The organism is Blastomonas sp. 34TW, from assembly GCF_059803595.1.
Map to the genome: position 1 here is coordinate 1 of NZ_JAPFGW010000020.1, position 16,674 is coordinate 16,674.

At 61.7% G+C, this 16,674-nt stretch carries 22 protein-coding genes; 7 read left to right on the forward strand and 15 right to left on the reverse strand.

All coding sequences use genetic code 11. The annotated features are described in order from the left end of the window. Positions 1–217: 217 nt before the first annotated feature. Positions 218–829 carry an SOS response-associated peptidase gene (locus OPU69_RS18235; protein WP_066114288.1) on the forward strand — a complete coding sequence of 204 codons (612 nt, stop codon included), beginning with the start codon at positions 218–220 and terminating at the stop codon, positions 827–829. 6 nt (positions 830–835) lie between these two features. On the opposite strand, the gene OPU69_RS18240 is transcribed toward OPU69_RS18235, so the two are convergent. Then, entirely contained in the window at positions 836–1,417 is a 582-nt protein-coding gene (locus OPU69_RS18240) for a recombinase family protein (protein WP_230959431.1), read from the reverse strand. A 249-nt stretch (positions 1,418–1,666) separates the two neighbouring features. Here OPU69_RS18240 and OPU69_RS18245 point away from each other — a divergent pair, with 249 nt between their 5' ends. After that, on the forward strand, positions 1,667–2,113 hold the full coding sequence (locus OPU69_RS18245; protein ID WP_419470498.1) for an AbrB/MazE/SpoVT family DNA-binding domain-containing protein: 447 nt from the start codon (positions 1,667–1,669) through the stop codon (positions 2,111–2,113). Positions 2,114–2,129: 16 nt separating this feature from the next. Beyond that, positions 2,130–3,248, forward strand: coding sequence for a glutathione S-transferase family protein (locus OPU69_RS18250; RefSeq protein ID WP_062342978.1), 1,119 nt, complete (start codon positions 2,130–2,132; stop codon positions 3,246–3,248). Between the two features lie 98 nt (positions 3,249–3,346). Here OPU69_RS18250 and OPU69_RS18255 read toward each other — a convergent pair whose 3' ends face one another. The 4 genes from OPU69_RS18255 to OPU69_RS18270 are packed head-to-tail and all read right to left on the reverse strand — an operon-like array spanning position 3,347 to position 4,702. Continuing rightward, on the reverse strand, positions 3,347–3,748 hold the full coding sequence (locus OPU69_RS18255) for a carboxymuconolactone decarboxylase family protein (protein WP_081096823.1): 402 nt from the start codon (positions 3,746–3,748) through the stop codon (positions 3,347–3,349). Further along, entirely contained in the window at positions 3,745–3,933 is a 189-nt protein-coding gene (locus OPU69_RS18260) for a putative antibiotic biosynthesis monooxygenase (protein WP_062342974.1), read from the reverse strand. Before OPU69_RS18260 ends, OPU69_RS18255 begins: the two co-directional genes overlap by 4 nt. A gap of 26 nt (positions 3,934–3,959) precedes the next feature. Continuing rightward, positions 3,960–4,370: a MarR family winged helix-turn-helix transcriptional regulator gene (locus OPU69_RS18265; RefSeq protein WP_230959651.1), complete on the reverse strand. Its 411-nt coding sequence runs from the start codon at positions 4,368–4,370 to the stop codon at positions 3,960–3,962. A gap of 38 nt (positions 4,371–4,408) precedes the next feature. Continuing rightward, the gene (locus tag OPU69_RS18270) at positions 4,409–4,702 is read right to left on the reverse strand and encodes a putative quinol monooxygenase (protein WP_062342971.1); all 294 of its coding nucleotides are present in this window, start codon (positions 4,700–4,702) and stop codon (positions 4,409–4,411) included. A gap of 256 nt (positions 4,703–4,958) precedes the next feature. Here OPU69_RS18270 and OPU69_RS18275 point away from each other — a divergent pair, with 256 nt between their 5' ends. After that, positions 4,959–5,252, forward strand: a complete 294-nt coding sequence (locus OPU69_RS18275) for a hypothetical protein (protein ID WP_067403134.1) — start codon at positions 4,959–4,961, stop codon at positions 5,250–5,252. Between the two features lie 185 nt (positions 5,253–5,437). Here the strand turns inward: OPU69_RS18275 and OPU69_RS18280 are convergent, their stop codons facing one another. The 7 genes from OPU69_RS18280 to OPU69_RS18310 form a co-directional block, all read right to left on the reverse strand. Further along, on the reverse strand, positions 5,438–6,070 hold the full coding sequence (locus OPU69_RS18280; protein ID WP_067399893.1) for an imm11 family protein: 633 nt from the start codon (positions 6,068–6,070) through the stop codon (positions 5,438–5,440). Between the two features lie 198 nt (positions 6,071–6,268). Beyond that, the gene (locus tag OPU69_RS18285) at positions 6,269–6,901 is read right to left on the reverse strand and encodes a tyrosine-type recombinase/integrase (RefSeq protein WP_053556534.1); all 633 of its coding nucleotides are present in this window, start codon (positions 6,899–6,901) and stop codon (positions 6,269–6,271) included. A gap of 151 nt (positions 6,902–7,052) precedes the next feature. Continuing rightward, positions 7,053–7,994 carry an alpha/beta hydrolase gene (locus tag OPU69_RS18290; protein WP_062342967.1) on the reverse strand — a complete coding sequence of 314 codons (942 nt, stop codon included), beginning with the start codon at positions 7,992–7,994 and terminating at the stop codon, positions 7,053–7,055. A gap of 95 nt (positions 7,995–8,089) precedes the next feature. Further along, positions 8,090–9,082 (reverse strand): alpha/beta hydrolase, encoded by a 993-nt coding sequence (locus tag OPU69_RS18295; protein ID WP_337192648.1) that lies wholly within the window; start codon positions 9,080–9,082, stop codon positions 8,090–8,092. A gap of 49 nt (positions 9,083–9,131) precedes the next feature. After that, positions 9,132–10,064 carry an alpha/beta hydrolase-fold protein gene (locus OPU69_RS18300; protein ID WP_062342963.1) on the reverse strand — a complete coding sequence of 311 codons (933 nt, stop codon included), beginning with the start codon at positions 10,062–10,064 and terminating at the stop codon, positions 9,132–9,134. 5 nt (positions 10,065–10,069) lie between these two features. Beyond that, the gene (locus OPU69_RS18305) at positions 10,070–11,248 is read right to left on the reverse strand and encodes a putative peptidoglycan glycosyltransferase FtsW/RodA (protein WP_196490289.1); all 1,179 of its coding nucleotides are present in this window, start codon (positions 11,246–11,248) and stop codon (positions 10,070–10,072) included. Beyond that, entirely contained in the window at positions 11,245–11,520 is a 276-nt protein-coding gene (locus tag OPU69_RS18310) for a PadR family transcriptional regulator (protein ID WP_230959640.1), read from the reverse strand. The genes OPU69_RS18305 and OPU69_RS18310 overlap by 4 nt, the downstream gene beginning before the upstream one ends. Positions 11,521–12,044: 524 nt before the next feature. Between OPU69_RS18310 and OPU69_RS18315 the strand changes: the two genes are divergently transcribed. Continuing rightward, positions 12,045–12,332 carry a hypothetical protein gene (locus tag OPU69_RS18315; protein ID WP_062342959.1) on the forward strand — a complete coding sequence of 96 codons (288 nt, stop codon included), beginning with the start codon at positions 12,045–12,047 and terminating at the stop codon, positions 12,330–12,332. A 112-nt stretch (positions 12,333–12,444) separates the two neighbouring features. Here OPU69_RS18315 and OPU69_RS18320 read toward each other — a convergent pair whose 3' ends face one another. From OPU69_RS18320 to OPU69_RS18330, 3 genes are all read right to left on the reverse strand, one after another. Further along, a complete protein-coding gene (locus tag OPU69_RS18320; protein ID WP_223178489.1) occupies positions 12,445–12,771 on the reverse strand; it encodes a Rap1a/Tai family immunity protein in 327 nt (108 codons plus the stop codon). A gap of 75 nt (positions 12,772–12,846) precedes the next feature. Then, entirely contained in the window at positions 12,847–13,191 is a 345-nt protein-coding gene (locus OPU69_RS18325; RefSeq protein ID WP_236614763.1) for a PepSY domain-containing protein, read from the reverse strand. Positions 13,192–13,247: 56 nt separating this feature from the next. Beyond that, positions 13,248–14,138: a DUF1259 domain-containing protein gene (locus OPU69_RS18330; protein WP_066659794.1), complete on the reverse strand. Its 891-nt coding sequence runs from the start codon at positions 14,136–14,138 to the stop codon at positions 13,248–13,250. 195 nt (positions 14,139–14,333) lie between these two features. On the opposite strand from OPU69_RS18330, the gene OPU69_RS18335 reads away from it, so the two are divergent. Both OPU69_RS18335 and chrA read left to right on the forward strand, forming a co-directional pair. Beyond that, positions 14,334–15,257 carry a chromate resistance protein ChrB domain-containing protein gene (locus tag OPU69_RS18335; protein ID WP_062342958.1) on the forward strand — a complete coding sequence of 308 codons (924 nt, stop codon included), beginning with the start codon at positions 14,334–14,336 and terminating at the stop codon, positions 15,255–15,257. A gap of 2 nt (positions 15,258–15,259) precedes the next feature. Further along, complete coding sequence (gene chrA / locus OPU69_RS18340; protein WP_062342956.1) at positions 15,260–16,657, forward strand: chromate efflux transporter; 1,398 nt, start codon at positions 15,260–15,262, stop codon at positions 16,655–16,657. Positions 16,658–16,674 lie beyond the last annotated feature (17 nt).

Sequence of the window (16,674 nt, forward strand, 5' to 3'; positions counted from 1 at the left end):
TCGACGCATAGAGTCGACCCATAAGTGCGCGCAGAGACGCTTAGCGTATATCTGTGCCCGTTCTATGTCCTGACCCCAAATTGGCCCGTCTCCGTCCCAGACCGCGATCGGGGTGCAAACAAAGGCAGCGGCGGCGGCAAGAATGGTGGCGGGCATGATCTCTTCTTCTATCATACTGCGATGACAGTTGAAGATTCCTGAAGGCTGGGAGGCGTGTATTTGTAACCTGTATCGCATGACCAAGAGCTCGGCCGAGGTCGCTGGGTTGTTCAACGCCGCGCCCGCTGCAGCGAGCAACGCGCCGGGAGAGATCTATCCAGGGTATCCCGGGTTGGTCGTGGCCAACGGATCGATCCGATCGATGGTGTGGGGCTTTCCGCTGTCGCTGAAGAGCAAGAAGTCGGGCCAGCCTCTAAAGCCGAAACCGGTCAACAACGCCCGCACCGACAAGCTGAGCCAGTTCTTCTGGCGGGACAGCTTCGAGAAGCGACGTTGCCTCATCCCCCTTACCGCGTGGGCGGAGGCCGAGGGTCCCCGAGGATCCATGACGCGCACCTGGCTGTCGCTGCCGGACGCGGAGTTGTTCGCCGTCGCCGGCGTATGGCGGTCTTCGGATGAATGGGGTGATTGCTATTCGATGGTGATGAAGGATGGCACTGGTGCCGCGGCCGAAGTCCATTCCCGGATGCCGGTTATTTTGCGAGGCGACCAATATCCGATATGGGAACACGGCTCAGCCGCTGAAGCGTTGACCCTATGCGAGCTGCCATACCAGAGAGATATCAAAGTCGATCGAACGACGGTGCCCTGGGTGCGGACGGGCCGCTAGAATGCACTACTGTCCGGAAGCGAGCTTGGATGCCATGCGCTGGATGGTTCGATAGACTGTTGGGCGCGAAACCGAGAATAACTCGCTCAGCTCACTGATCGAGTGCTCGCCTCCTTCATGCAGCTGGTGCAGATGGCGCTGCTGGCGGTCGGTCAGCTTGGGGGGCTTGCCCTTCAACTTTCCCTTCGCCTTGGCGACCTTCATACCTTCCCGCGTCCTCATCCGGATCAGGTCAGCTTCGAATTCAGCGAAGGTGGCGAGGATGTTGAAGAACATCTTGCCCATAGGATCGCTCGGGTCGTGGATCTGTCGGCCGAGGGCGAGGGCAACACCGCGCTTCTCGAGCTCCTCGGCGATCGCCCGCGCATCGGGGACCGATCGGGCTAGGCGGTCGAGCTTCGGTGCGACCAAGGTATCGCCGGCACGGACGGCGGCGAGTGCCTGCGCAAGCCCTGGCCGATCGCGCGAAGTGCCGGTGAGGCCGTGATCGGTATAGATCCGGTCGGCCGACACACCGAGCTCGGCGAGAGCATGGCGTTGGGCCGTCAAATCCTGCTTGTCGGTTGAACACCGTGCGTATCCGATCAAAGTCCCGGTCATCTGTAACGCTTAGCGCCCCATCAATGAGAATCTAGTCGTACTACCTTAATGAGACGGACTGGTCGACCCCGATTTTGGAGGACGAAAGCCAAATTCTATTGATTGGCGATCGGGCCAAATTTTGTGTCCGTTGAGCGACCCCCTATCGTACAACCAAATTTCTTATGGCGTTGCGTCCTATCTGATTGTGTGCCACTTTTTAAACCGTGGCATATTTGGTCTAAGGTTCAACGTGTGATGACGGCTATTGATCTGAAGGTGGCTGCCAATGGGCGAATGGTTCTTCCGAAGTCCGTGCGCGAAGCAATGGGCTTGTCGGGCGATACGAAGGTGACCGCGATCGTAGAAGCGGGTGGCGTCCGACTTGTGCCCATCGGCCATCGTGTGATGCGCGCACGCGAGCTGTACCTGCAGGCGGTCAAGTCGCCGCGCACCACCGAAGACTTCCTACGCGACAGGCGTGAAGAGGCCGGGCACGACGAAGCGAGCATTAGCGATCCTGCCCCACGAGCGAGGTGGTGCTGGATGCATCGGCCGTGCTGGCGCTTCTGCGTGACGAGCCGGGGGCGGACATCGTTGCCGGCCACATGCCCAGAAGCGGACCAGCCGCAAACGACCCGTTGCAGACATTCGGCGGCATCCTTGTTAGCGGGCAAGCTCAGCGGCCTTGCAGTTTCATATTGAGGAATCAGCCCACCTGATGACAAATGTTCTTGTCCTCTATGGCCTGCCGCACTCGCTCTATACCGGCAAGGTTCGCAGTTACTTGCGCAAGCAGGGCATCGGCTACCGTGAGAGACCGCCCAGCGACCCCCATTTCGCGCAAGTAGTGGTGCCGAGAATCGGGCGGGGCATCATCCCGGTCGTGGAGCTTGCCGATGGTAGCGTCGTGCAAGATACCGTCGACATCATCGATCACTTCGAACGCGCCGGTGTGCGCTATTCTGCCTATCCGAAGACGCCGCGCCAACTCGCAGTCGCGCACCTGTTCGAACTCTATTCGGTGCTTGGCCTGACGCGACATGCCATGCACTACCGCTGGTCCTACCTCGATAGACAGAAAGCTTTTCTGCAAGATGCTTTCGGGGTCGGCGGCAATGCCGAGCGCACCGCCTCGGTGATGGCGCGGATGAACAGCTATCTGCCAATGCTGGGCGTGTCGGACGAGACAATCCCGGCAATCGAGGAAAGCTATCGCCAGCTACTTCAAGGGCTCGACGCACATTTCACACAGCATCCCTATCTGGTTGGCACCCAGCCTTCGATCGGCGACTATTCGCTTTTTGGCCCGTTGTTCGCTCATCTTGGGCGCGATCCGGTTCCGCTCGCAATCATGCAGCGCGACGCGCCCAAAGTTCATCGCTGGGTCGAACGCATGCATGCGCCCGATCTCGACCTTGTGGAATATAACCTAGAGGGCGAACATGGTTTTGCTGCCGGTGATGAGATCCCGGCGTCGCTAAGTCCGGTGCTAGATCAGATCGCTGTCGAACTGCTGCCCGGCCTGACCGATAGGCTGAAGTTTCTGCGCGCTTACGTCGCCAGCGGCGCCGCCAAACCTGGCCAGCCCGTCACCTCCAAACCGCATCAGCGGATCGTCGGCGAAGTGGAAACGTCATTCCGCGGCATCCCCTATACGGGAGGGGTACAGCCCTACACTTTCCTTCTTTGGCAACGATTGCAGGACGCGGCAGCAGATAGCGAATCCGTACGAGACCTATTTGCCGCGCGTTCCCTCTCAGCCCTTCTCGAGGAGAAGCTGCCCATCAGGATCAGGCGCGCCGACAATATCGAAGTGTGGGACGAACGGAGCGACTGACTGCCCCAACTACTCATTTAAGGAAACCGCTACTCATGGCCGCTTTCCACCCAGTTGCGGACATTCGCCTGGGCAGAATTCCTTACCGCAAGCTGCCGTCAATTAGGCTCATCCTGATCGAATTCGCTGGCATCCGAGCTCGAGTAGACTTCCTTGGCGGCTTGCATCCCGTTCAACGCTGCTGGAAATCCGGCATACACGCTCATCTGGATGATAATTTCCTCGATCTCGCTCTTCGTAAGACCGACATTGAGTCCGGCTTGGATGTGGACCTTCAACTGGGGCTGTGCCGTGCCCATCGCCGTAAGGGCTGCGATCGTCGCGATCTCTCGTTCGCGGAGGCCAAGACCGGGCCGTGCGTAGATATCGGCGAACGGGTATTCGATGGTGTAGCGGGCAAGATCCGGCGATATGTCCTTTAAGCTTTCAACCACCTTCTCTCCGGCTTCACCGTCGATTCTGCGAAGATTCTCGAGGCCTCTTTCGAACCTGTCAGTCATGACCATTCCTTCATTAAGCGAGTTGCCAGCGAATGCATCGCTGGAGCAAGCAGCAGACTGATGAGGGGAACAAGGATTGCCGTCAGAATGAGTGTCTGAAATCCAAGCGCCATATCGCTCGCGATGAACCCCAGCAGCTTGAGCATCCCGGTCACAAGCGGCCATACGACGAGCCAGACGAGCATGGTCCGCAATATAACGATCCGGAATGTCATTTGTCGGCTGCTGGATCGGGACGATGAAGGATGGCGAAGTATCCCGGCAGAACCTCGTCGAGCTTGGCTTTCCCCGAGAGAGTAAGGGTCACGTTCCGGGAGCGAGCATCTTCTGAGTTTTCCGAAATCGCGATCAGGCCAGCCCGTTCCAAGCCCTGCAAGGTGCGCGTGACGACGGGCCGCGATACGTCCAGCCTTTCGGCAATTTCACTTGCAGCGAGGCAGTTTCGCTCGGGTTCGCGGTCGATAAGGATCATCATCAAAAAGCGAAGCTGCGAGAGGTCATGGCGCGCGAAGTATGCTTCCAGCTCGCGGATCAGCAGGCTCGCGCGTCGCATCAACCGAAGCGCGTCGAGCACTCTGTCGACATCGACATCGGCGAATTGGTCGGCATAACCGTCGACCATTTGTCGGCTGGGAAGTTCTTTAAGAAAGAACATCAGCCTTACCGAACCGGACGGAGATGAAGGATTTGCGGCTCTTCTGCCAGCCAGTCCCGGTAGGCTTCAAAGACGGCCCGGGTGTATGGTTGATCGTGGTGCGATGCCAGTGCGGCCTCGTCTCGCCATTCCTCATAGAGATACAGTGTTCCGTCCTGTGCATTTTCGCTGAGACGAAACTCCATGCAGCCGGGTTCGGCGCGCGTCTGTTCGATGATCTCGCAGATGGCCTCGCGCGCCTTGTTGTAGTGCGTTGGATGTGGCGCGATCCGTGCGATGATGTTCAACTGATGGATCATGACATTCCTTTAGTTATCATGCTAACTATATAATTCAGGGTGATGGCTGGTCAAGTCCAGAACTTCCTGAAAGCAGACCGTCCGCTAACCACCCAGTTTCAGTCGAAACGGAAGCCTGGGCTTGATCCCAAAAGCGGTCTTGCAGCTTTGCCATGCTTCTGAAAAATTTCTGCCATTCAGGAAGCGACCCCATTGCGGACATTCATCCTGATCGGCATTCTGGGCATGAGCATGTGAAGTTCGGGGAATGTGACCAGTGAGCGAGCTCATCGAATACTGGCCCGGCGCGCTCATCATGTTTGGGCTCTTCTTTGGGCCGCTCATCGCGATCAAAAAGGCCCGAACCGATGCAGCAACGGCTACAATCGTCTGCGCCATAACCTGCGCCCTGTTCCTGGGGCTTTTCATACTCGGGGCCGGTCTGCAATCGCCCTTGGGATACTGGCCCTCGGGATTTTTTCTGGACGCCATCAAGATCGCTGCAACATTCGGGGGCGCGCTTGGACTTTGGATCCTGTTCGTGGTGCGACCGAGATCGTCTAATCGCTGAACGTCGGCCAAACCCGATGCGACCGAGCTGCGAGCGCTGGATAATTTGCTTTCCACCCCAGCTCGTGACCTAGCTGCCAAGTGCGAGGCGACCCAGAAGCGGACCAGCCCCTAACGACCCCATTGCGGCCGTTCCCGAAAACCAGCATAAATCCCTGATGATTATTGCCCATGCCTCTGGCCTCATCATTCTTCGATAACACGAAAACAGGCAACGCCAGTTAGAAGTTTCCTCTGTCCCAGCAATGTGTAGAGTTCATTAGATACAGCGATAGCCGACGTGATTAACTCGTCTGGAACCCACAAATGGGAGCCCCCTATTGCTGATCTTTTCATGACAATATTGCGCGTCTCTGCCAGAGTCTTTAGTCCCAGCATCTTGCGCCCATGTTTGTATTCTTTCGACGGGACATCGGTTTTCTGCCAATCGACGGCATCGGATATTGCCCGGCGAACGTTGATGGCATAATATGAAACCTCAAAGGGTGCCCCGTCGGAGCGAAGCACCTCTACCGCCCTGAATTCGTGAAGCCCGGGCTCCAGGCCATCAATGCAATCACGGAATGGCTGGCTAACCCCCCAGAAGGAGCAGAACCCAACCCAATCGGGAAGCGATTTTCGTGGCGTTTTCAGTCGTGCGCGTTTCGGCCAAAACTGATCGTCGATATCGATGGCCGCGCGGGTGGGACGAGCCGAAACATGAGCAAGACCGCGCTGTTCCAGAAGTTCGTAAGGTATCATTATTTCGGAGCATGATGGCTCCATGTCGAACTTGACGGTCGCTACCGTCGTGTTCTCACGCTCAAGAAGCCAGGCCATTTACTGCGTTCTCTCATTGGCCCGCATGGGGCGTTCTCGCTCCATAAGTTGACTCCGACTTGCGTTCCAGTCGCCACGACGATGGACAGAACGAGCGTTGTCGTGAATGTCAGCTTTCCACCCAATTTCGGTCGATCACGCCATTCTAACGCCGCCTCAAAGCGGCCGACCGAATAGGTCGGTCGACCGCTTGCTGTGTCAGATTTCGGTGCGCTCCGCCAACAGTAAGGCATCCTCGAGGTCGACACCAAGGTACCGAACCGTGTTTTCGATCTTGGTGTGGCCGAGCAGAATTTGGATAGCTCGGATATTGCCGGTGGCACGGTAGATCATCGCAGCTTTCGTTCGCCGCAGCGAGTGAGTGCCGTACTCAGCCTTACGCAAACCGATGGCGGTCACCCACTCATCGACGAGGCGGGCATACTGGCGTGTGCTCATATGGCCATGGAGATCGACGCGGCTCGGAAATAGATAATCGTGAGCCGAACCGCCGCGTCGCTCTAGCCAGGCGATCAGAGTCGCGCGAACATCCGCTGTCAGTTCGAATTGGACGGGACGGTTGGTCTTTTGCTGGATGACAATGGCGCGATTGCGAATGTCCGCGCCAGCAACGACATCGCCAATCTTGACCTTGACGAGATCACAGCCACGCAGTTTGCTGTCGATCGCGAGATCGAAGAGAGCCTTGTCCCGGAGACGGCCTTCGCGATCTAGGTGGAAGCGTATCGCCCAGATTTGCTTCTGCGTCAGAGGTCGCTTGGTGCCAACGGTCTTGCCGGCGTTCCAGGCTGCACGGGCTTGTATTGCGGGGTCAAATCGAGAGTATCCCATGGTTCATCTCCTCGGCCGTCATTGGCCAAGCGGGGAACGCTGAAAGAGGAGGCTTTTGGGCCGGAAGCGGAACGTCGGCTTACGGACGCATCGGCGTGGTAAGCGGACCAAGGCGCAAGGTGTCACAACCGTTCGGTTGTGACCCTGCTGCTCAGCTGCCCGTATATGGCCCATGGCCGGGCAGCACTGCCAGGAGACCGCGCGTGACCACGTCGGGGAATACCGTCAGGTGGTCCTCGCCTTGCGCGATTTCGCTTGTGATCAAAAGGCCGGGATGCCCCCGTGAGGCCAGCGTGCGGCGCATCCGCTCCATATCCGCGACGAGGTCGTTGGTGGTGTTGTAGCGGGCTCCTGGAGCGATCGCCTCGAAGCTGCCGGTCACCATGTGTATGCGCGCGGACAGCTTCCGGCCGGAGCGCGCCCACGCTTCTTCCGTACGGAACATCACCCCGAGATCGAACCAGAGAGAGGGGCTGCCGAAGACGTAGCCGTTGAACATCTCCGGCCGCGTAAACAGCACGTGGAAGCCGAACAGCGTGCCATAGGAGTGCCCCACCAAGATTTTGCGGTTCATGTCGACGCGATAATTCCGAGCGACCAAGGGGAACACGACCGTCTCAATATACTGTCGATATGCTTCCGCCTCACCGTAGCTCGGAGCCGAGTATGACCCCGGAGAGTGCGCGGGGTCGCGTCGGGGATCGGTAGGAGTGTAGTCGCGCCGTTGCCCCTCCAAGCCCCTGTCCTGGTCATGGGAAAGACCGACCAGGATGAAGTCCTCGATATTGCGACCCCTTTGTCCGACGAGCGAGCGCACCGAGCGCGTCACCGGGAGCGCCCAGTGTGGATCGAGGACGAAGACGACCGGCAACGACTTCTTAGAACGTGCGTAGGACGGCGGTAGGTCGACCCACACCTGATAACGGCGGCCGAGTGCCGAGGGCGCGTCGTGCGCGGCGCTAGTGGGAAAGGTGATGGGCGGGAGCGCGTCAGTGACCTTGGGCGGCTCTGGAGCGACCTGTTCGGCGCAAGCCGTCGCGCCCGGAACGAGTAGGATAAAGGGGAGCGCAGCGCAAAGCCAGGAACGAATCATAGTACAAGCCCTAAGAGTTGCCGCAGACGCTGAAGGAGACGGCAGAGCATGTGAGACGATTTAGAGTCTCTAAGAACGTGGTCGTGTCGTCCGCGTCACAGCATGCCTATATTAAGCAGCCATTGTTCGACCTGCCCAGGCCACTGCGTTGTTATCGGATCGGCCGTCGGCCGCATCCCGAATGCATGACCACCCTTCGCGTAGACACGCATATCGACCGGCACGCCGGCGTCGTTCAGCGCCAGCGCATAAGCCATCGGCTGTCGGATATCATCGACGGAGTCGTTCATCGCGTGAATGATGAGCGTGGGCGGCGCCTTCGCGCTGATCTTCACCCAAGGCTTTAGTTCGAGGCTGTTCTTCCCCTTGCTGTTATCCAACATGCGGGCCGTATAGGCCACGATCGCGAAGTCGGGCCGCGGGGATTGTCGGTCGGCCGCGTCGGTAAGCGGATAAGTGCGCTCTTCCGTGTTGCTCATATTCGCCACGAGATACGCGCCGGCCGAGAAACCGATTACGCCAATCTTGCGCGGGTCGATCCCGTAGGTCGAGGCGCGTTGCCGCAGCAACCCAATCGCGCGCTGGGCGTCCTCCAAACCCAGTAGCACCTTCGGTCGCTGCTGCTCTCCGTTCTCCTTCGGCCACACTTGCGGCGTCCGGTACTTGAGCACGACGCAGGTCATACCCTGCCGGGTCACCCAATCGCAGACTTCGGTGCCTTCCAGGTCCATAGCTACGGCGTAAAAACCTCCGCCCGGCAGGACCAGCATCGTAACACCGGTATTGCGCCCCTTCGGCCGATAGACCGTCATGGTCGGCCGGGTGACATAGGTCGCCCAATGCCATTTTCTTCCCCCCACAAGGGGTGAGCCGTTGCCGGTCGTCTCGGGACGATCGCCGCTGTCGGGTTTGGCGAGAGGGACGTTCGCAGGCCAGAGCGGCACCTGCGTGCCGCCAGGGGTAGATTGCCAGACGCCCTCCCGTTCTACCTTCGGAACCTCGACTCTCGCGGGTGAGCTGTCATTCTTCATTGCCTGCCCACAGGCCGCTCCAGCGATGCCGATTGCAAGGAGCGTGGGAATGACCACCCGGATTCTTGGCAAGATAAAGTCTCCTATTGAGAGAGAGCAGGTGTGCTTAGGAAAGAAGGAACGCGGCCAAGGAAGACGTATCGGTCGCGCAGTGCCCGCCATAAATCGGATGCCACTCCGTTCTGACCCCGCGCTGGCGAGCCATGTCGGCAAGTCGCTGAGTACCCTCGAAGTTGCCGTAGGTGTCGTACAGACCGTTGGAGAGGTAGAGCGCCGGATAGTGAGGCCCCGCCCGTTCGATCAGATCGAGCGGCGAGACGCGCCGCCACTCCGCATCGCTAGCCAAATACTTCCGTGCCATAAGCAAAACGCCGAACACGATCTTGGGGTTCGCACCCGTACGCTCCGCCGTCGTGCGGATCGTAGACAGCGATGCGAACGGCGAGGATGCATATACGCCGGGGCATAACGCCGCCACCTTGGCGAACCGCGATGGGTAGGAGAGGCCCGCGACCAGGACGTTGAGCCCGCCCATCGACTCGCCCATCAGCAGGCGGCGGTGCGGGCGCCCGACCTTGGCCTCGATCGCCGGCAGGCGCGTCATCAGATCGTCCAGCAAGCCGCTGTCAGCCTTTTCGCCCTTGGGCGTCAGAATCCAGGTCGATCCGTAGGACAGGGTGACGACGGTGGGCGGCAGCGCCCGGCTACGCTGCCATTCGCCCTGCAGCATCGCGGTCAAGTAGGTGTCGTCGTTCCAGATGCGTTCGTCCAGGTTCCGACCGTGCAGATGATAGACGATGTCGCCGTTGGAGCCCCGCCGGTCCCGGTTGACGCAGTAGCGGAACGGGCCCGCCGTCCCGCACGCCTGTTCCGCCGGGACGAAGGACACCTTCTGGGCACCTCGCGTCTTCGTGATCTCCGTCCATGCGTAGTAGATCGAAGCGGCGACGAGGATCGCGAGCAGCCAAGACCGGTATGGGCGCTTGAGTATCGAGCTGGCCGCGCGGCGAGGGCGGCCGCCCGTGTGGGCGTCGGCCATTCGGATCAGGCCGCGCCGACGAGCAGATGGCGATCGAGCGGCGTCGTTTCGGCCTCGCCGGCCGCCTGCGCGTCCACGCCGACTCCTGCTCCCGTCAGCTTCGGCAGCGCCAGAAGGCTCAGGGCATAGCCGATGATCGCGCTTCCGCCGTAACCCACTATCGGGGTCGGGTAGTTGCCGAGGGCGGCAGCCATGATCCCGGCAAGCCAGACGAACCCGAAGGCGGCATAGGAGTCGCGATTCGCCGGATCGCGGCGCCAGCCGACGATCGCAGGAACGAGGAGCAGGGCCGAGCCACCCAGTACCGCCGCGCCGGCGGCTGCGTGGACGTCGAAGGACGAGTAGAGGATCTGGTCGACATAGGGGACCGCCGCCAACGTGTCGGCACGGACCAACGTCGCGGCGAAGCTGGCGACGCTCGCGCCGAGCGCCGCGATGAGGTGCCTTTCGGGGCGCATGACCGCGAGGACGCCCAGACCCGCCGCAAGCATTCCGGCCATCGCACGGTCGGGCTGGATCGCCATCGCGGCGGCGGCGACGATCATGCCCGCCGTCGCGAGCGCGTCGCGGCATCGCGCGAACGCTACGACCATCAGGGGCAGCAGGATCAGGCTCGGCTGGATGGACAGCCCACCGAGGCGTACCCACCGCACCGCGCCGTCGACGTCGTCGCCGAGCAGGGCGGTAGCCAGCAGCGCACCCGCCATCGCCGCGATCGTCCCGCCCGCCCACCGCGGGCCCGCGAGCATAACGCGGCCGACGAGACCCAGCAGCGTCATGCCGATCGCCAGCGCGACGAGGTTGATGCCCAGGTAGCGCGCGGGAGCGCCGGCGACCCCCATGTAGGCGAGGCCCAGCGCGACCGCGGCGGTTGCGCACGCGATACCTATGGCGCGGGGGCGACGCGCCGCGCTTTCGTGAAAGTCCATGGTCGTTAGTCCTTCGGAGGAAAGGGCGCCTTCGCCGATCAGCGAGGCGAAGGGGCGGAGCAGATACGACGCGAGCACGCGTGGTATGAGGCCGAACACACTGTCGAGCGCGAACAGCAGCGCCTTGGTATCGTTGGAAATCTCCGCCGTTTCGCAACGGATGGCCCTTCCCCATGATTGCAAGGAGGGAGGTAGCGTGGCTTGCAGAGCGCGACAGGCAAGATCGGCAAGGCCGCGCCGACGTCCAACGCTCATATTGTCGCCTCCCGCTGGCCTGAAGCCGGTGACGCCGATTGACCCGGAGGATTGGCGTGGGCGAGCTGCACCCCGCTGGCCGTCAGTCGGTAGGCGTGCCGCGGCGGTCGTCCCCTCTCCAGAGGCTGTTGCCATTCCGCTTCAAGATAGCCCTGCGCTTCCAGACGGATCAGGAGGGGGTAGAGCGTGCCGGATTTCACACCGGCGAGCCGCGCCAGTTCATAGCCGTGAGACCATCCGTCACGTGCGTCGAGCAGGACGGCGAGGATCATCCGGGCTTGGGGTGAGAGCGCGCGTGTTCGAGACATGCGCCATTAAGTCTACCTAGATAGCTTTATAGTCAAGCTCTGATTAGATCGTGTCGGTGCCGCTCGGATCAGCCTACCTTCTCACTGTAATGGTTTGAGAAGCCTTCTTCAGTCCCCGCTTCCCGACCGCTTGCAGGAAAGCAGGGCGCTGAAGCAACGGCGCTTTTCGCCGTGAGCTTTGTGTCACAACCGGTCGGTTCTGACACGCGATCCCGATGCACGGTAGCCTGCCCCTCCGTCGGTACCACAATCGTAGGTCAGAATGTCCGCTTCCGGGCAGGCCCGGGCGCTCGCTGAGCGACCAGCATTGGGGCGCAAAGCGGTCGTCGCCGGCTATCGCAACACCTCGACCTTCAGCCCTTTCACCTTCACAGCCCGCCACGACTTATCGGCGGTGAGGGCAGGGCGCTCCAGCTCCCGTGCCTGCGCGAGGCACGCCCGATCGCCGAGCGACAGCCCGAGGCTGGCGGTCGACGCCCGCAGCCGGCATGACGCTCGGCTACCAGCTATTTATTGCTCTGTTGCTTCTCCTGCCCGGCATCGTCGGGTGGGTATGCGTTCGAGCCGGTTCAACCGATGACCTCCTGAGCCCCATGCCCGACCGGCAAGGCTCAACCACCACATTGGCTGCGATCGTGCTCTTCGCATGCCTCGGGCATCTGTTGGCGGCCATGGCCATCGACCTCAACAGTCGGGTCGCCGCCACCTGGCGTCACCTCAAGGTTTGTGCGCCAGACAACGATTTGGCAGACATAATGCGAACATCGGCTAATTAGCGAGCTTGAGGCGCGACATGGGATCGTTGAGCTGGCGGAATTCACCGCCAGGCGGACGCTCCGCCTGCCCTCAAAGGCAGCCGCCGGGCAGGCTACGCCGCGGGGTACGATGCTACTGACATGGCCAAGCCTTCGCTAACGAGCGTTCAGCTCCGGCCACCATATGAACACTCATAAAATAGCTATTCTGCTCCGCCCAGCGTAAATATGCCGCGCGCAGCGCCGATCGGTCATAGCGTGGAGCGCGGCATTCCGCTTTTCGCGCGACGATCATCATGTCGAGCACGCCTTGGAGGTAAGCGCCGCATCGCGGCTCATTCGCTTGACAGCTTACGAACAACGCCGAGCCCGTCGCCGACGCGGGTTCGGTTTGGCCGATCGCACTATCAGGCAGGGCGGCCAAAGCGGCGCATAACAATATCCATCGTCTTGGCCGCATTTTCGTCTCCTATTCCGCAGTATCATTTCGGAAGGGGCGCACGGCCCTCGACGGCCGGCGCCCCGTGCTGATCCATCATTCGCGGCCGAGCACCTGGCCTTCGGGCGTGACGAACAGTTCGATCGTCTTTCCGTCGCTGTTCTTGCCCTTGATTTCATAGAGCGTGCTTCCGTCCGCCTTTCGGGTGACTTGCTCCGCTTTGCTTATTGACGCGAGTTGCGCGCGTGCCGCGTTCATCGCGGCCTCGGGCACCTGAGCAAGCGGGATGTCTCGTTCGCTGTGCTTGCCGATTATCCGGTTTTCGTTCGCCTCGTGGTTTTGCGCGATCGCCACGCCCGCGATCGCCAGCGCGGCCGCGCCCACGCCTGCGACAACAGTGAGAGTTCGTTTGCTAGCCATGTTCCATTCCACTTCCTGCATAAGGGCCGTGGGGTCGGGCGGGCGGCGGTTACGGCCCAATGAGCCGTCGTCCGAGTTCAACTCCTCTGATTGTTCATCCTGTCGAGCGCCGCGCGCAGCCCACGGGCGAGCTTGGCTGCGTCGTCGTTGGCCCAGAAGTGCATGAAGAACAGCCGCGGCTCGTCGTTTAGCATATGATTATGCAGCGCCGTGACCTCGATCCCGTTCGTCCGCAGCACGCGCAGGACCGGATCGACCTCGTTTGCGACAAGTACGAAATCGCCGGTGATGGCGGCTCGGCCGTCCCCGGTTGGCTGAAAGTTGATCGCGGTCGCCGTGCCCATCGTCGGCGGAGTCTCCATATCGCCGTCCATCAGCCGCTCGGCGCGCGGAAAGCTGTATTGGAGGATGCCACCGGCCGTCTTGCCCTCACCGCCCATCAACCGGTTGAGCGCGGCCACATCGAGGTCGAGCCGCGATGCGGCTGCGCTGGCCGAAGGCGATTGCGGCGCGGCGAGCGGGGTCCGACTGGCTGATAGCGCTTGCCGGAGCGCGGCCGCGAGCTTCACCGGGTCGCCGTGGCCGGCAATGTGCATGTACATGGTCGCAGGCGAAGAGCGGAGCAGGTGATTGTGGAGCGCGGTGATCGTAAAACCGCTTGCGAGCAGGCGGCTCAAAACGGGGTTCACCTCGTCGTGGGTCAGCACGAGATCGCCCATCACCATCGCCTCGTCGCCCATCGGCTGAAACGCCGCCCAGGAACCGAGCGCGAGGGAGGGCTTGATCGTCACCCCATCCAGCGTGACGCTCAGGTCCGAACGCGGGAAGCTGTAGCGGTAAACGCCCCCCGGCTGTTCGGCCCCCGCTCGTCCTATCGCCCGGTCGACAGCCGACCAGTCCGGCGCTGCCCATGCCGGGCTTGCCAGCAGGAGGCTGGCGAATCCCAAGGCGATGGTCTTTTTCAGCATAATTGATCCTTCATCAGCGCACTCGACACGGAAAGCCTCACGTCATGCGAGCGCGCCGCCGGCGAGCCGCGACATTGCGCTCCGGTTTCTTTCTTCGGGATAAGCAGTCCTATGCTCATGAGGCTTGTGATGCAACCCTTACACTTGTAGGCTAGTGACGATACAACTATGACAAACACACAAGCTTCCCCTTGGTTGCTCCTGATCCCGCAGCTTCCGGCTAAGCCTGCCTATTTGCGGGTGAAGGTCTGGCGGCGTTTGCAGGCGATCGGGGCCGCGCCGCTCAAGAACGCCGTCCATGCGCTCCCCAATCGCGAGGACACGCGCGCGCTGTTCGAAGAACTGCATCGCGAGATCACCGAAAATGGCGGCGAGGCGCTGATCCTCGAAGCGCGCCTTGTCGGCGGCATGGGCGATGCGGAGCTGCGCGGAGTGTTCGACGCTGCGCGTGACGCCGACTATGAGGAGTTGGCACGCGAGGCGCGCGCGCTGTGTGAGGGCGAGTATGTCGCGGCGGCGGATGTGGGCCGCCTGCGCAAACGCCTGAACGAGGTCGCCGCGATCGACTTTTTCGGTGCGCATGGTCGGCAGGCGGCACAGGCCGCCATCACCGAGGCGGACCGCCGCTCTCACCAACATCCCGATGTGAGCGGCCCCAGTGCGCCCGAGCTGACCCCGGCGGAGCTAAAGCGCCGCGTTTGGGTGACGCGCCGCCATGTCCATGTCGATCGCATCGCGTCCGCCTGGCTCATTCGCCGCTTCATCGACCCCGAGGCGAGCTTCAAGTTCGTCGAGGGCAAAGGATATGTGCCGGAGCCTGACGAACTGAGGTTCGACATGGCGGACGCTGAGTTCACCCACGAAGGCGACCGCTGCTCCTTCGAGACCTTGGTGTTCCGCACCGGTCTCGAGACCGACCCCGCGCTGCGGGCGCTCGGCGAAATTGTTCACGACCTTGATATTGCCGATGCTCGGTTCGAGCGCCCGGAAACTCCGGGAGTGAGCGCGCTTATCGCCGGCATCTGTGCCGGCACCGACGACGACGAGGAGCGGATCGCGCGCGGATCGACCGCGCTCGACGGATTCTATGCTCACTTCACCCGGCGAAAAGAGGACTAAAGATGGAGGCCAGCGCACGCGCTGAAATCGCAGTCGAGACGCTGCACGAGCACGGCATCAGCTTTGGCGAGGCGGTGCGCGTCTGGATCAGGGTCGCGCTGCTCAGCTTCGGCGGACCGGCGGGCCAGATAGCGGTGATGCATCGCATCCTGGTCGAGGAGAAGCGCTGGATCGGCGAGGAGCGGTTCCTCCACGCGCTCAACTATTGCATGCTGCTGCCCGGCCCTGAAGCGCAACAGCTAGCTGTCTATATTGGCTGGTTGCTCCATAAGACCAAGGGCGGCCTGGTCGCGGGCGCGCTATTCGTGCTGCCCGGCTTCCTCGCGATTTTAGGGCTCAGCTATGTCTATGTGCTGCTCGGCGAAGTGCCGCTGGTCGAGGGATTGTTCTTCGGATTGAAGGCCGCCGTGCTGGCGGTGGTGCTACAGGCGGTGGTCCGGGTGGGTTCGCGTGCCTTGAAGAACAACGTCATGCGCGGTTTTGCCGCGCTGGCGTTCGTCGCGATCTTCGTGCTCGACGTGCCCTTCCCGCTGATCGTGCTTGCCGCCGCGCTGATCGGCTTCTTCGGTGGCCGCGCTGGTTACGCCGCATTCAAGGGCGGCGGCGGACATGGTCCCGCCGGCGCTGAGATAGTCCACGACCGCGACACCGCTCTTGGCGAGGGCCTTCCCGACCATGCCCGGCCGAACCTCTCTTGGTCGCTGCGCATCTCCGGCGTCCTGCTGCTGCTCTGGCTCGGGCCGGTCGCAGCGCTGCTGTTCGCGTTCGGCCCCGACGACGTGTTCAGCCGCATCGCCACCTTCTTCAGCCAGATGGCGGTGGTGACCTTCGGCGGCGCCTATGCGGTGCTCGCCTATGTCGCGCAGGAGGCAGTCGAGACCTATGGCTGGCTCCAGCCCGGCGAGATGCTCGACGGGCTCGGCATGGCCGAGACCACGCCCGGGCCGCTGATCATGGTGACGCAGTTCGTCGGCTTTCTGGCAGCCTTCCGCGAGGCCACCGGACTGCCGCCGCTCATCGCCGCGACGTTGGGCGCGATTCTCACCACCTGGGTCACTTTCCTGCCCTGCTTCCTGTGGATCTTCGCCGGCGCGCCGTTCATCGAACGCCTGCGCGGCAACCGCGCATTGTCGGCCGCGCTTTCGGCGATCACCGCCGCAGTGGTGGGTGTCATTCTCAATCTGGCAGTCTGGTTCGGGATTCACACCTTGTTCGGGCAAGTCCGCGAAGTGCCGTTCGCGGCCGGCGCCATCGATCTCCCAGTCCTGACGTCCGTCGACTGGCCCGCGTTAGCGCTGGCGGTGGGTGCGATCCTCGCCATGTTCCGGTTCAAGGCCGGCATGCTGCCGGTGCTCGGCGTCTGCTCCGTCCTCGGGGCCGCATATGTAATGATCATCTGAAGGGAGTGACGTGTGAC